Here is a 14,294-nt window from a genome sequence, read left to right as displayed (position 1 = left end):
CCCCCCCCCCCCCCCCCCCGCCCCCCCCCCCCCCCCCCCCCCCCCCCCCCCCCCCCCCCCCCCGCGCCCCCCCCCCCCCCCCCCCCCCCCCCCCCCCCCGGTCCGTCGTCGGGGAGGGGTCAGGCGGCGCGGCCTCCTGGTCGGGCCGCCCGCAGCACCCGGTCGACCAGGTCCTGGGTGAGGTCGGCACGCACGTCGGCCGGCACGGGCAGCCCGCTGTCGGTGTACCAGTCGGGCGTGGCCTCGGGGTGCGGCCCCACGACGCCGACCGCGCCGCGGCCGAAGGGGGCGACGACCGCGGCGGGCAGCCCGTTGCCGTAGGTGGCGAGCACCTCGGCCGGGCCCCGGGCGGGGTCCAGGTCGAACCACGGACCGTCCTGGAAGAAGACCCGGCGGCGGTGTCCGGCCCAGTCGAGCTCCACCAGGCTGTCGCCGTCGTGGTCCGGCCGCGCGCCGGGTGAGGAGATGAAGCGGTCGGTGTCGCCGGGCAGCAGGCCGAAGCCGGGGGTCTCGCCCGCCAGGTAGCCGCCCAGGCAGAAGCCGAGGTAGCCGCCGCCGGACCGGACGAACTCCCGGATGGTGTCCGCCGAGCGCCGCAGCTTCCGGTGCGCCGCCCGCAGCGTCCCGCCGCCGGGCTGGGCGTAGAGCCGGGCGCCGGCGAGCACGTCGGGCTCGAGCGGGAGCTCCTCACGCGGTCCGACGAAACGGACCTCCAGGTCCCACCGGCTCCGGCGCAGCGCGGCGACGACCGCCTCCGGGCACCCCGGGGTCGAGGCCGGTCCGCGGTAGACCAGCGCCAGGTCGCGGCCGGGAGGCCGGCCCGCCTCAGGCGGCGGCACCGGCCTTCTCCCGGCGCCCGGCCAGCACCCGTCGCCGGACCGCCCCCGTCGCCCGGGCCACGATGTCCTCGAGCGGACCGCGCGCGTGGGCGCGGCTCCAGGCGAACGCGAAGGCGACCAGGACCAGGACCTGGAGCAGCAGGGAGGCCAGGTCGTCGTCCGGCATGAACGGCGAGCTGAGCAGCAGCAGGTGCAGGGAGTACAGGGTCAGGGTCATGCTGCCCGCGACGGCGAGCGGTCGCAGCAGGCCGGTCGTCATCCGCCCGAGCAGCAGGCACACCCCGAGGACCGCCAGGCCGACCCCGATGGTGAACAGCAGGTCCAGCGGGGTGCTCGAGTGCGGCGCGACCGTGGCGAGCCACCACCCGGTGTCCGACGGTGTGGTGCCCGCGGGGCCCCAGGCCAGCAGGTCCGTGTACTGCTCCTGGGTCAGGGACTGCAGCGCCACCTCCTCGAGGTCGGCGCGCCCGCCGAGGACGTCGAGGAGCACCCACGACGTGACCTGGGCGGCCACCGCGAGGGCAGTCCCGGCGAGCGCGAGGGTGACGGCGGTGCGGCGGGAGGAGAGCGCCGCCCGGCCCACGGCGAGCCCGACGCAGAGGTAGGCCAGCCACGGCAGCGCGGGGTAGGTCCCGGTCAGCGCCAGCTCGGTGAGCACGCCCACCGGGTCCGAGGCGAGCTGCCCGAAGGTCGTGTTGGGGGCGGTCACCCGCTCGCTGCCCGATCGCAGGACGTGGCTGAGCACCGGCATCCCGAGCACGATGGCGCCGGCCACCAGGACGAGGGCGCGGACCGACAGCGACAGCAGCGGGATGGCCAGCAGGAACAGCAACGCGTAGTACGGCAGGATCACCCCGGCCAGGTTCCGCGGGACGACGGCCCCGAGGGTGAGACCCACGGCGCCGATGAGCAGGGCCCGCACGACGAGCGAGCTCGCGTTGGCCGCCCAGAGCCGGCCGTGCGGCTGCTCGCGTCGGCCACTGGCGAAGGCGACGCCCACGCCGGCGAGCAGGGCGAACAGCGCTGCGGACTTGCCCGCCGCCAGGGTCCACGTCAGGGAGGGGTTGTTCCCGTCGGCGGCGACCGGGTCCATCACGTGGACGGCCATCATGCCCAGCAGGGCGACCCCGCGCGCAGCGTCGATCCCGATCAGCCGCGAGCCGGACCGCCGGCCCGCCGTCGCCGGGGTGCCGGAGGCGTCCCCGGGCGGGGCCGGGTCGCAGGCGTGGGCCAGGGGGGATGCCCCGGACCGGCCCGCCGGAGTCGTCACGAGGTCGCGCTGCCCCTCGGCGCTGGTCGTCATCGCCGGCCCTCCCCCGCCGTCGACAGCCGGTGGGCCTGGCGCGGCTGTGCGGCGACCGGGGCGCGGCCGACCTTCTGGGCCGGGATGCCGCACCAGGTGGTCTCCCGGGGCAGCACCTCACCCTTCATCGCCAGGGACAGCGCGGCGAGCGTGGCGTCCTCCTCGACGACGGAGTCGTACAGGACGACGGCCTTGTCGCCGATGCTCGCCCGGTCGCGCAGCACCACGTGGTCCATCTTCATGACCCGGTCCTCGAACAGGTGGGTCTGCAGCGACGCGTTGGCGCCCACCGACACGTCGTCGCCGATGGTGACGAGGTCGAACTCCGTGACGTAGGTGGTGTCGATCAGCGTCCGCCGGCCGACCCGGCAGCCGAACAGGCGCAGCGCCGGGCCGAGCAGCGGCGTGCCGGTGAGGAAGGTGAGCAGCGCCGGGACCGCCGCCGCCTCGTAGACGCCGGTGACGAACTCGGTCCGGCGGACGAACCCGTTCCACAGCGGCCGCACCCGCGGCCGGTAGCGGCCCACGACGGCCCACTTGAGCGCGGCCACGAACACCAGCACCAGGGCGCTGGAGCCCAGGGCCACCACCGGGGCGAGCAGGACCGTGGCCACCGTGTTCCAGGAGAGCGCCAGCGAGGACAGGCCGTACAGGGTGGCGAAGGTCGCGACGGCGAGCAGCGAGCTCGGCAGCACGATGCGGAGGAACTCGATCGCGTACCGGGCGCCCACCTGCCGCCGCGACGGCGCGTACGTCTGCGCCTCGGTGAACTCCTCGAAGACCTCTCGCCGCGGCAGGTAGAACGGCGGTGAGCCGAGCCAGGAGGTGCCGGGGTCGGCCCCCTCGGTCGGCGGGACGCTGCGGACGCCGATCAGCGAGCCCGCGCCGAGCTGCGAGCCCGCGGGGACGAAGGCGGCGTTGCCGACGAAGGCGCGGGAGCCGATCTCGGTCCGGCGGAGGGCGACGTGGCCGTTGGCGTAGGTCGCGCTGCCCACGCTGGCCATGTCGGCCACGAAGCTGCCCTCGCCGAGGGTGAGCAGGTCCGGGTCGATGTTGGCGATGGTGGAGACCTCGGCTCCCTTGCCGACGCGGGTCCCCAACGCCCGCAGCCACATCGGCGTGTAGAGGGTCGAGTACATGGTGTTGGTGAACAGCAGGCTCAGCTCGAGCAGCTTGTCCCCCAGCCACTTCTCGACGCCCAGCTTCGACCGCAGGTGGTGCACGCCCTCCGGCGTCGCCGAGAGCACCAGGCGGCGGGCGCCCAGCAGGAAGCCGCAGGAGGCGAGGACGAACAGCGGCCCGGACAGCGCGGTGGCCAGGAACGCGGCCGCGGTGCCGTAGGTGAGCAGGACCCACCACACCACGGTGACCACCGGCAGCAGGATCAGGAACGGCATCAGCTCCAGGAGGAGGACGCCGCCCGCGAAGCCGGCCAGGAGCCCGCGGGACCAGGTGCGCGGGGCGGCGGCGCACGCGGCCATGAGCCCGACGACCGGGTCGATCGCCTCGGGCGCCGACCGCGCCGGGGACCCGGCCCAGCTCTCCCCCGCGGGGACGGCGCGGCCGGAGGGCAGCAGGGACTGGTCGCCGAGGATGGCGTTCTCCCCGACCTCCGAGCCGCACTCGAGCACGCTCTCGGACCCGACGACGGCGCCGGTGCCGATGGTGACCGGGGCGAGGGTCAGCACGCCCTCGGCGACGCGGTGGCCGTGCAGCTGGGTGCCGTACCCGATCGTCGCGCCGGGGCCGACGCTCAGGAACGACGGCAGGGAGACGTCGGCCGAGCCGAGGTGGCACTCGGCGTCGACCCGGGCGCCGGCCAGGCGCAGGTAGGTCGCCGCCCACGGGGACCCGCTGAGCACGGTCATCGGGGAGATGGACAGCAGCTTCTGCACGGTCCACACCCGCAGGTGCGTGCCGCCCCACAGCGGGTGGTCTCCGGCGCGCAGGCCGCGCGAGAGCAGTCGGGAGCCGACCACCGGGAGGACCCAGCGGGTGACGAGGTAGGACGTCGGCAGCGCGACCGCGAGTTGGAGGACCAGCGCCAGCGAGGGCTGGCCGTCGTTGAGGCCGTAGGCGACGGCGACGGGGAGGAGGAAGAGCCCGACGATCGCGACCAGGACCGACAGCTGCGCCGCTCCGAACGCGACGACTCGACCGCGGGACGGCGGCGCCGGCCGGGGCTCGCGCGGCTCGAGCGTCATGGCGTCCGGCTGGTCACCGGCGCCGGCCTCGAGGAAGGCGGCCAGGCCCCGGACGGTGGGGTGCCGGTAGAAGTCCAGGATGGACAGCCCCGCGCCGAGGTCGCTCTCCCGCATGGCGGAGACGACGTTGGCCGCCACGAGGGAGTGCCCGCCCAGCGCCTCGAAGAAGTCGGCCTCGACCGAGACCGCACCGGCGGGCAGGGAGAGCATCTCCTCCCACAGCCCGGCGATCCACGCCTCCGCCGGGGTCGCCGGGGGCTCGTGCTCCGCGCCGGTGCGGATCAGCCGCGGCCGCGTGGGCGCCGGCAGCCGGCCGCGGTCGGCCTTGCCGCTGGGCAGCATCGGGATCGACGTGACCACGTCGAGGTACGACGGCACCATGTAGGGCGGCAGCTGCTGCACTGCCTGCTCGTGCAGTTGGGCGATGACCTCGTCGGCGGCGTCTGCCTCGCCGCCCCGCAGGACGACGTAGCCGGCCAGGTCCCCGCCGGTGTCCGACGAGGGCAGCAGGGCGACCACGGCGGCCGTCACCGCGGGGTGCTCCAGGAGCACGCTCTCGATCTCCTGCAGGTCGACCCGGTGGCCCCGGACCTTGACCTCGCTGTCTGCGCGCCCGAGGTACTCGATCTGGCCGTCGGGGAGGAATCGGCCGAGGTCCCCGGTCCGGTAGATGCGCTCCCCGGGGATGCCGCGGGGGTCGGGGATGAAGCGGTCGGCGGTGAGGTCGGGCCGGTTGACGTAGCCGCGGGCCACACCGGGCCCGCCGACGCAGATCTCCCCGACCTCTCCGGCCGGCACCGGGCGCCGGTCGTCGTCGAGCAGCGTGACCCGGTAGGTGGGCAGCGGGCGCCCGATGGTCACCGGCCGGCCCGGAAGCAGCTCGGCCATGGTGCAGGTCACGGTGGTCTCGGTGGGCCCGTAGGTGTTCAGGATCCGGCGCCCGGGCCCCCAGCGGTCGACCAGCTCGCGCGGGCATGCCTCCCCGCCCACGTTGACCGTGCGGATGCTGGGCAGCAGGCGGTCCAGCGTCGCCAGCACGGTGGGGACGCAGTAGATCATCGTGATCTCGTTGTCCTCGAGGAAGTCGGCCAGTCCCGACCCCACCCGGCGGCCGTCGGTGGGGCCGGCGACGAGCGTCGCCCCCACCGCCCACGTGGGCCAGATCTCCTCGATGGAGAAGTCGAAGGCGATCGTCATGCCCTGGTAGACGCGGTCGGTCGGTTCGACCCCGTACAGGGACGGCACGATGCCGATGAAGTTGCAGATGCTGGACTGGCTGATCTCCACGCCCTTGGGGCGGCCGCTCGAGCCGGACGTGTAGATGACGTAGCAGACCGGGTCCCCGTCGGACTCGGTGCCGGGGCGGGCGCTCGACTGGACCGCGAGCTCGTGCCCGAGCTCGTCGAGCAGGAGGCTCTCGCAAGGCAGCGCGGCGCAGGAGGCCGCGAACGAGGAGTGCGTCACCACGAGGGCGAGCGAGCAGTCCTCGGCGATGTAGAGCAGCCGGTCGGCGGGCGCCTCGGGGTCGATGGGGACGAACGTCGCCTCGGTCTTGGTGACGGCCAGCAGTGCGACGTAGGTGTCGACCGAGCGGTGCAGCAGGATGCCGACCCGGACGCCGCACCCGATGCCGCGGCTCATCAGCAGGTTGGCCAGGCGGTTGGCCCGCTGGTCGAGGTCGGCGTAGGAGAGGCGCTCGCCCCCGCACTCCAGCGCCGTCGCCGAGGGCCGGCTGTCGCAGGTGCGCTCGAAGTACCGGCTCAGCCGGGTGACCCCGGTGGTCTGGCCGAGCTCCGCGACGAAGTTGTCGTGCAGCCGGTATCCGACGTCGTCGTGCAGCCGGTGTCCGAGGGCGGTGTCGCCGAGGGGGGCGTTCCGGGCAGCCGCGACGGTGGAGTGCCCGTTCTCCTCGTGGGGGAAATCCGAGAAGTCCTGGGTTCGTTCGTTCTGTGTTGCCATTCGCTCACTCTCTGCAGCCCCCGACACGGCATTCGACGGACCACTAAACCTGCTGATCCGCGACCTCCTGCAGCAGAGATCGAAATGGACGGCGACACGCCCTCCTTCGTCACTGAGCAGCACCGACGCAATCCGGGACGTGACGTGTCCGTAACCCGATCGGTCGACCTGTGACACTGAGAAAGCGATCGATCACAATGCGCTTTCGCCATTACCCTCACCCGCGCGGAGCGGGCCGCGAGGCAGGGAGGGCGGGATGGACCGGGTGCCGGGAGAAGGACCCCTCGTGGTCACCGGCCGCGCCCGCGCCGTCCTCGAGGATGCCGATGGCGGCGTCCTGACGGCGCGCGAGCGACGGCGGGCCGCGGCCCTGCGCCACCCCGCCGACCGGGAGTCCTACGTCGCGGCCCACGTGCTGGTGCGGCACTGCGCCGCGGCGCTGACCGGCCGCGCGGTCGGCACGCTCGAGCTGGTGCAGCGGTGCGCGGAGTGCGGCTCGGCCGACCACGGCAGGCCGTCGCTGGCCGGCCTGCCCGAGGTGCACGTCAGCCTGGCGCACACCCGCGGCGCCGTCGTCGCGGCCGCGGACTGGCACCCGGTCGGCGTCGACCTGGAGGGACCCCCGGCCGGCGGCACCGGCCCGGCGGTGCTGGGCTCCGCGCTCACCCCCGCCGAGCTGGAACGGGTGCGCGAGTCCGCCGACCCGGCGACCGCGTTCCTGCGCCACTGGGTGCGCAAGGAGAGCCTGGTGAAGGTCGGCGCCGCGACGCTCGACGACCTGTCCCGGATCGAGGTCGACCTCTGCCCGGGCCAGGACCCGTCGGGGCCGACGGTCGGGCGGTTCGGGTCCCTGGACGTCGCGGACTGGTTCGACGACGCGCTGCGCGTGGCGGTCGGGGTCGCGGGGACGGGGACGCCGACGCTGCGGACCGCCCCTGCGAGGGGGACGCTGGAGGGGACGCGCCCGCCGGACGGCTGACCGGTCCGGCCCGCGTCGCGGTGCAGCCGTTCGTGCCGGTCGGTGTCCCCCGGACGGGCGGAGCCCGCCCCCGCGGTGGGTCGCCGGGGTGGCCGCGCGACCGGCCGCACGTAGAGTCCGCCATCTCGGGCGTCCCGTGCCCGGATCCCCCTCGGAGGTCGTGGTGCGCAGGGCTGTGGTCGTCGCCGGAGCGGTGGCGCTGGTGACGCTCGTCCCCGGACCGGCGTGGGCCGAGGCCCCGTTCGAGATGACCGCTCAGGTCACCGACGAGGTCGGGGCCCTGGGCGCCGGGGCTGCGGCGGCCCAGGCGTCGGTGGAGGACCTGGGCGCCGACACGGACCTGGGCCTGCACGCCGTCTTCGTGTCCTCCTTCGACTCCGCCGACGCCGGCGACTGGGCCGCCGGCACCGCGCGGCTGTCCGCTCTCGAGGAGTCCGACGTGCTGCTGGCCGTGGCCGTCGGCCAGGACACCTACGAGTACGGGTGGTGGGTCGACGACGACTTCCCCCTGTCCGAGGTGGACGTCGAGCGCGTCGTCCTCGACGAGGTGCAGCCGCGGCTGGACGCCCGGGACTGGTCCGGCGCGGTCGTCACGATGTCCGACGGGCTCCGCTCGCTCGCGGCCCCCGAGGAGGACGAGGCAGGGAGCCCCCAGTGGTCGGCCACCCAGACCCTCGCGGTGGTCGGCGGCGTCGCCGCCGTCCTGCTCGTCGCGCACCTGCTGTCCCGTCGGCGGTCCGCGAGCACCTCGTCCCGGTAACCGCGCCGCGCCGCCCGGCGGCGGGTGTCCCACGTCACGCCTCCCAGGGAGCTCACAGCCCCGACACGGGGGGACGTACAGGAGGTGCTCCGAGGCTGCGTGGTGTGTCCATCCCCCCGGCCGTCACCGAGCCGACGTCGGCCACCGCACCGGAGCCGCCGGGGCTGCCTCCCGTCATCCAGCCGGTCACGGCCGACGCCTGCACGCACGCGACGGTCCCGGGCGCGCCGGTGGGGGCCGCGCCCGGCATGAGCCTGACCCGTCCCCACGACCCCGCGCTCTGCGAGGGCCGTGGCTGCTCCCTGCACCACCCGAGCGCCCACCACATGCGGACGTGGCCGCGGGTCTGGCGCGAGTTCTACGGCTTCTCCGACCGCGTCTGCGACCACGGCGTCGGGCACCCCGACCCGGACGACGTCGTCCACCTGCAGTCCGTCGGCGGCGCCACGGCCGCCCATCCGTGCGACGGCTGCTGCACCGCTCCGCTGCGCGACGCCCGCTGAGCCGTCGCGGCGCACCGCGGCGGGAGGGCGTGCGCCCGGGCGGACGGCGAGGACCCAGCGGAGCCCGGCGAAGCGGACCAGTCCCACCGCGCCGCTGACCGCGCACACCGCGAGCACCGACACGACCGGCCCGGCGGAGACGGTCCAGGTCTCCAGCGCGGCCAGGGTGAGGCTCGAGGCCGCCAGCCCCGCGGCGGCCAGGCCACCGCCGGCCCACTGCGCCGTCGCCCAGCCGGTCCGGCCGCCGGCGCGGAAGGTCAGGCGGCGGTGCAGTTCGTTGGCCAGCGCCGTGGACGCCACGATCCCGACCAGGTTGGCCGCCTGGGTCCCGGACCCGGCCAGCAGCAGGAAGAGACCGGCGTAGACCAGGTTCGCCGAACCGCCGACCAGGACGAACCGGACGAACTGCGCCGGGGCGGAGTCGCGCGCCGGCCAGGCGGCCGACCGGACCGGCGGCAGCGGGGGCGGGGCCGTCGTCGCGGGACCGGGGTCGCGGACCGTCGCTGGCATGCGCCCAGGCTGCTGGCCGGACCCGGCGCGGCACATCCGGGAGGACCCTGGATCCACCCCTGACCACACCCCCGCCGCATGCGCGGTCGGGAGGCGCCGACGACGGCAGCGACTGCGGATCCTGCGTGCTTGACTGGGCCGCAGGCTGCGCTCGCCGCGACGGAAGGCGGACCGGACATGGCTCACGCCCCGACCCCCGCCCCGACCTCCGCCCCCGCGCTGCGCGGCGCCGACCGCCCGGCGGTGTAGGCCGTGGCCGGGCGTGCGCCGCGGCTCCTCGAGCGGGGAGACCTGCGGCCCGCCGCCGGCCTGGCCGCGTGCCCGGCCCACCCCGGGGCCCCGCCGGTCCCCCGCCCGCCCGGAGAGCCCGAGGCCGCCGCGCGCCGGTGTCAGCGGTGGACGCTGGTCGTGGTCTGTCTGGCCTCGGCGCTGCTGCTGTTCAACGTCACCGCACCCAACGTGGCGCTGCCCGCCATCGCCGCCGACCTGGCCGCGGGCTTCGAGACGCAGCAGTGGGTGCTGTCGGTGTACGCCCTCGTGCTGGCCTCGCTGCTGCTGGCCGGGGGAGCGCTCGGCGACCGCTACGGGCACCGCCGCTGCGCCCTGCTCGGCCTCGCGCTCTTCGGTGCCGGGTCGGTGCTGTGCGGGCTGTCGCCCTCGGCTCCCGTCCTGGTCGCCGGGCGGGTGGTGCAGGGCCTGGGCGCGGCGGTGCTGTTCCCCAACGGGCTGGCGCTGCTGGCCGCGGAGTTCGAGGGCCCGGCCCGCGCCCGGGCGGTCGGCGTCTGGGGCGCCAGCGTGTCGGGGGCCATCGCGCTGGGACCGCTCCTGGGCGGTGTGCTGGTCGAGACGAGCGGGTGGCGGTCGCAGTTCCTCGTCGCCGCGGCGCTGGTGCTGCCCACCCTCGCCGTCGGGGCCCGTCACCTGCGCGGCGGGCCGGCGCGGGCGGGAGCCCGTCTCGACTGGCTGGGCACCACGCTGCTCACCGGCGCGCTGGTGCTGCTGGTCGTGGTGCTGCAGCGGGCCGGCGGGCTGGGCTGGACGAGCGCCGGGACCCTGACCACGGCGACCGGGGCGCTGGTCCTGTTCGCCGGCTTCCTGTTGGCCGAGCACCGCGTGCGCGCGCCGCTGATCGAGCCGGCCCTGCTCCGCGACCGCACCTTCCTGGGCGCCACGCTGGTCGCGCTGGTGTTCGCCGCCGCCGGGTTCGCGCCGGTGGTCTACCTGACGCTGTTCCTGCTGCAGGTCGGTGGGTCGGGACCGACGCTCGCCGGGCTGCAGGTCGCGCCGTTCGCCGTGTCCTCGCTGGCGGTGTCGCTGCTCGCCGCGCGCGTGGTGGCCAGGGCCGGCGTGCGGCTCACCCTGGTCGCCGGGCTGGTCCTCTGCGGGCTCGGGCCGGCGCTGCTCGTCGGCCTCTCCCCCGACGCCGGACTGCTCCGGCTCCTGCCGGGGCTGCTGGTCTTCGGCGCGGGCGCCGGGCTGGTCAACCCCACGATGACCGTCGCCGCGCTGGGCACGGTCGACGCCGCGCACAGCGGCATGGCCTCGGGGGTCAACAACACCGCCCGGCAGCTGGGCATCGCCGCGGGCATCGCCGGGCTGGGGACCCTGCTGCAGGCCGTGCTGGCCGACCGGCTGACCGCGGCCCTGGCGGGCGCCGGCCTGGACGCCGCGACGGCCGCCGACGCCGCCCGGCTGGCCGCCGCCGGCAGTCCCGACGCGGCCGCCCGGGAGCTGGGCTCCTCGGCCGGCGTCCTGTCGGCCGCCTACGACCGCGCCTTCGTCGCGGCGCTGGACGCGGTGCTGCTGGTCGCGATCGGCATCGTCGCCCTCGGGATCGTCGCGACCCTCGCGCTCGTCCGCCCGACGCCGCGCGACGCGCCCGCCCGCCGCACCGCGGCCTGACCGCACCACCGCGGCCTGACCGCACCACCGCGGCCGGTCCCGCGCGACGCGGGACCGTCCGCGAGGCCGCAGCCCCCGATAGCCTGCTGTCGCCACAGCCGCCCCGGTCGGCAGCCGATCCCCTCCCGGACAGCCGCCGCCGCGCGCAGGGAGGTCCGGTGAGCACTCCTGCTGCCCCAGGGACGACGGTCCTCGCCGCGTCCGGCGCCCCGGCGGAGAACGGGGTCCTCGAGGTCGTCGTGCTGGCCGTGCTGCTCCTGCTGGCCGGTTACTCGTTCTGGCGGCGGCGGGTGCTGCGCCGCCGCTACCACCTCGGCAGGCGCGAGCGGGCCGTGCGCCTGCAGCAGCAGTGGCTGGAGCCCCTGGTCGCGGTGGTGCTGGTCGCCGGGGTGCTGGCCAAGGACGTCGCCGCCGGGTCGGCGCACCTGGTCGCACTCGCGATCGGCGGGGTGGTCGGCGCGGTGCTCGGGGTCCTCCGCGCGCGCTACCTCCTCGGCCGCGCGCACCGGGTGGGCAACCGGCTGGTCCTGGAGCGCAACTGGCAGGAGATGCTGCTCCTCGTCGTCCTCGTGGTGCTGCAGATGGCCCAGCGCGAGCTCAGCACGGAGTCCACGAGCGTCCTCGGCCTGGTCAGCACCGCACTGCTCAGCGCCGGTGTGGTCGAGTCCGTGGCCCGCGTGGCCTACCTGACCGCCCGAGCACGCTCGGCGACCACCCAGGACCCGCCCGGCGCCGCCGCGGGCGCCCGGACGGCCTGACGCGGGCCGGGCCGTCCACCCGCCCGCGGGCAGCGGCGACCCCGCCGGCGCCGCGCCGGGGCCCGACCGCACCACCGCGGTCGGACCCCGGGGCTCAGGCGGCGAGCGCCGGCCTCGTCGCGGGCTCGAGGGCCAGGGCGAGCACGTCGCGGACGTCGCCGACCAGGTGGACGGTCAGCAGGTCGCGGACCGCGGCCGGGACGTCGTCGAGGTCGGGCTCGTTGCGCGCCGGCAGCAGCACCTCGGGGATGCCGGCGCGGTGCGCGGCCAGCAGCTTCTGCTTGACCCCGCCGATCGGCAGCACCCGGCCGGTGAGGGAGACCTCGCCGGTCATCGCGACGTCGCTGCGCACCGGCCGGCCGGACAGCACCGACGCCAGCGCGGTGACCATGGTGATCCCGGCGCTGGGCCCGTCCTTGGGCACCGCGCCGGCGGGCACGTGCACGTGCACCTCCCGCTCGCGCAGGTCGGACACCGGCAGCTCCAGTTCGGCGCCGTGCGAGCGGAGGAAGGACAGCGCGATCTGCGCCGACTCCTTCATCACGTCGCCGAGCTGGCCGGTCAGGCGCAGCCCGGTGGCCCCGGTCTCGGGGTCGGCGAGCGACGCCTCGACGAAGAGCACGTCCCCGCCGGTGCCGGTCACGGCCAGGCCGGTCGCCACGCCGGGCAGCGCGGTGCGCTCGGCGGACTCCGGGGTGAACCGCGGGCGGCCGACCAGCCCGCGCAGCGCGCCGGCGTCGACGTGGACCGGGGCCGCGTCCGGGCCGGACAGCCGCGCGGTGACCTTGCGCAGCAGGCGGGCGAGCTGGCGCTCGAGTTCCCGGACGCCGGCCTCGCGGGTGTACTCGGTGGCCAGCGTCCGCAGCACGTCGTCGTCGACGGTGACCTCGTCGGGGGTGAGCCCGGCGCGCTCGAGCTGGCGGGGCAGCAGGTGGTCCCGCGCGATGGTCACCTTCTCGTCCTCGGTGTAGCCGTCGAGCCGGACCACCTCCATGCGGTCGAGCACCGGCGCCGGGATCGCCTCGAGCACGTTGGCCGTGGCGAGGAAGACGACGTCGGACAGGTCGAGCTCGACCTCCAGGTAGTGGTCGCGGAACGTGTGGTTCTGCGCGGGGTCGAGCACCTCGAGCAGCGCGGCCGCGGGGTCGCCGCGGTAGTCGCTGCCGAGCTTGTCGACCTCGTCGAGCAGCACGACCGGGTTCATCGACCCCGCCTCGGCGACCGCGCGCACGATCCGGCCGGGCAGCGCGCCGACGTAGGTCCGCCGGTGGCCGCGGATCTCGGCCTCGTCGCGGACGCCGCCGAGCGCGACGCGGACGAACCGGCGGCCCATCGCGCGGGCCACCGACTCCCCCAGGGAGGTCTTGCCGACCCCCGGCGGGCCCACGAGCGCCAGCACCGCGCCGCTGCGCCGGCCGCCGACGACGCCCAGCCCGCGCTCCTCGCGCCGCCTGCGGACGGCGAGGTACTCGGTGATGCGCTCCTTGACCTCGTCGAGGCCCGCGTGGTCGGCGTCGAGCACCGCCCGCGCGCCGGCGACGTCGTAGGCGTCCTCGGTGCGCGTGGACCACGGGAGCTCCAGCAGGGTGTCCAGCCACGTCCGGATCCAGCCGGACTCCGGCGACTGGTCGGAGGTGCGCTCCAGCCGGTCGACCTCCCGCAGCGCCGCCGTGCGCACGTGGTCGGGCAGGTCGGCGTCCTCCACGCGGGTGCGCAGGTCGGCCGGCTCGTCGCCGCCGTCCCCGCCGCCCTCCAGCTCGCGCAGCTCCTTGCGGACGGCGGCGAGCTGCCGGCGGAGCAGGAACTCCCGCTGCTGGCGGTCCATGCCCTCCTGCACGTCCTTGCGGATCGTCTCGGCGACCTCGAGCTCGGCGAGGTGCTCGCGGGCCCAGCCGGTGGCCAGCTCCAGCCGGCGGGCGACGTCCGCGGTCTCCAGCAGCGTCAGCTTCTGCTGGGCAGTCAGGTAGGACGCGTACCCGGCGGTGTCGGCCACCGCGGACGGGTCGGTCAGCCGCTGCACGCCGTCGATCAGCTGCCACGCGCCCCGGGCCTGCAGCACCGACACGACCAGGCCCTTGTACTCGCGGGCCAGCTCCTGGGCGCGCTCGCCCTGCCCCTCGTCGGGCAGGACGGTGACCTCCACCCACAGCGCGCCGCCGGGCCCGCCGGCGCCCGCGCCGATGCGGGCGCGGGCCGTGCCGCGCACCAGCGCACCCCGCTGCCCGCCGGGCAGCCGGCCGACCTGCTCCACCACCGCGACGGTGCCGATCCCGGCGTAGCGGCCGTCCAGCCGCGGGACGAGCAGGACGCGGGACGTCCCCTCCGGCGTGCGGGCCGCGTCGACGGCGACCCGGGCCTCGGCGTCCTCCAGCTCCACGGGCACCGCCATGCCGGGGAGGACGACCGTGTCGTCCAGCGGCAGCAGCGGCAGTCTCTCGGTTCCGCTCATCGTCGTGCTCCTCCTCCTGCAACGGTGTAATCACCGATGCCGTGGAGAACGCGGGCGGGCCGCTCCGCCGTTCCAGGTGTTCGCCCAGAGCGCAGTCCCGGCCTGCCCGGGGAGCACTGGACTCCCGG

At 76.1% G+C, this 14,294-nt stretch carries 9 protein-coding genes and 1 pseudogene; 5 read left to right on the top strand and 5 right to left on the bottom strand.

Going from position 1 to position 14,294, the window contains the following annotated elements:
* Positions 1-119: 119 nt before the first annotated feature.
* From ACI78U_RS21750 to ACI78U_RS21740, 3 genes are read right to left on the bottom strand one after another with little or no spacing between them, the layout of a single operon-like run.
* Positions 120-839 carry a BPL-N domain-containing protein gene (locus ACI78U_RS21750; protein ID WP_456877480.1) on the bottom strand — a complete coding sequence of 240 codons (720 nt, stop codon included), beginning with the start codon at positions 837-839 and terminating at the stop codon, positions 120-122.
* A complete protein-coding gene (locus tag ACI78U_RS21745) occupies positions 826-2,142 on the bottom strand; it encodes a heparan-alpha-glucosaminide N-acetyltransferase domain-containing protein (protein WP_456877479.1) in 1,317 nt (438 codons plus the stop codon). The genes ACI78U_RS21750 and ACI78U_RS21745 overlap by 14 nt, the downstream gene beginning before the upstream one ends.
* Positions 2,139-6,305 carry a Pls/PosA family non-ribosomal peptide synthetase gene (locus ACI78U_RS21740; RefSeq protein WP_456877478.1) on the bottom strand — a complete coding sequence of 1,389 codons (4,167 nt, stop codon included), beginning with the start codon at positions 6,303-6,305 and terminating at the stop codon, positions 2,139-2,141. Before ACI78U_RS21740 ends, ACI78U_RS21745 begins: the two co-directional genes overlap by 4 nt.
* 256 nt (positions 6,306-6,561) lie before the next feature.
* Between ACI78U_RS21740 and ACI78U_RS21735 the strand changes: the two genes are divergently transcribed.
* The 3 genes from ACI78U_RS21735 to ACI78U_RS21725 all read left to right on the top strand — a co-directional run bounded on the left by ACI78U_RS21735 (position 6,562) and on the right by ACI78U_RS21725 (position 8,547).
* A complete protein-coding gene (locus tag ACI78U_RS21735; RefSeq protein WP_456877477.1) occupies positions 6,562-7,284 on the top strand; it encodes a 4'-phosphopantetheinyl transferase family protein in 723 nt (240 codons plus the stop codon).
* A 163-nt stretch (positions 7,285-7,447) separates the two neighbouring features.
* Positions 7,448-8,044: a TPM domain-containing protein gene (locus tag ACI78U_RS21730; RefSeq protein WP_456877476.1), complete on the top strand. Its 597-nt coding sequence runs from the start codon at positions 7,448-7,450 to the stop codon at positions 8,042-8,044.
* A 104-nt stretch (positions 8,045-8,148) separates the two neighbouring features.
* Entirely contained in the window at positions 8,149-8,547 is a 399-nt protein-coding gene (locus ACI78U_RS21725; protein WP_456877475.1) for a hypothetical protein, read from the top strand.
* Between the two features lie 66 nt (positions 8,548-8,613).
* Here the strand turns inward: ACI78U_RS21725 and ACI78U_RS21720 are convergent.
* Positions 8,614-9,057: pseudogene (locus ACI78U_RS21720) on the bottom strand (GtrA family protein); the annotation flags it as partial.
* 252 nt (positions 9,058-9,309) lie between these two features.
* Here ACI78U_RS21720 and ACI78U_RS21715 point away from each other — a divergent pair.
* Together ACI78U_RS21715 and ACI78U_RS21710 are read left to right on the top strand one after the other, a co-directional pair.
* Positions 9,310-10,959 (top strand): MFS transporter, encoded by a 1,650-nt coding sequence (locus ACI78U_RS21715; RefSeq protein WP_456877474.1) that lies wholly within the window; start codon positions 9,310-9,312, stop codon positions 10,957-10,959.
* 158 nt (positions 10,960-11,117) lie between these two features.
* Entirely contained in the window at positions 11,118-11,717 is a 600-nt protein-coding gene (locus ACI78U_RS21710) for a hypothetical protein (protein WP_456877473.1), read from the top strand.
* A gap of 94 nt (positions 11,718-11,811) precedes the next feature.
* Here the strand turns inward: ACI78U_RS21710 and lon are convergent, their stop codons facing one another.
* Positions 11,812-14,166: an endopeptidase La gene (gene lon, locus ACI78U_RS21705; RefSeq protein WP_456877472.1), complete on the bottom strand. Its 2,355-nt coding sequence runs from the start codon at positions 14,164-14,166 to the stop codon at positions 11,812-11,814.
* Positions 14,167-14,294 lie beyond the last annotated feature (128 nt).

This window comes from Geodermatophilus sp. SYSU D00710, from assembly GCF_054050195.1.
The sequence above is the reverse complement of the archived record's forward strand: the minus strand, read 5'-3'. Positions and strand labels throughout refer to the sequence as shown.

What these genes read in the sequence shown, in the direction of transcription:
- ACI78U_RS21745 (WP_456877479.1), bottom strand. Translation starts at nt 2,142, where the DNA reads ATGACGACCAGCGCCGAGGGGCAGCGCGACCTCGTGACGACTCCGGCG.
- ACI78U_RS21740 (WP_456877478.1), bottom strand. Translation starts at nt 6,305, where the DNA reads ATGGCAACACAGAACGAACGAACCCAGGACTTCTCGGATTTCCCCCAC.
- ACI78U_RS21735 (WP_456877477.1), top strand. Translation starts at nt 6,562, where the DNA reads ATGGACCGGGTGCCGGGAGAAGGACCCCTCGTGGTCACCGGCCGCGCC.
- lon (WP_456877472.1), bottom strand. Translation starts at nt 14,166, where the DNA reads ATGAGCGGAACCGAGAGACTGCCGCTGCTGCCGCTGGACGACACGGTC.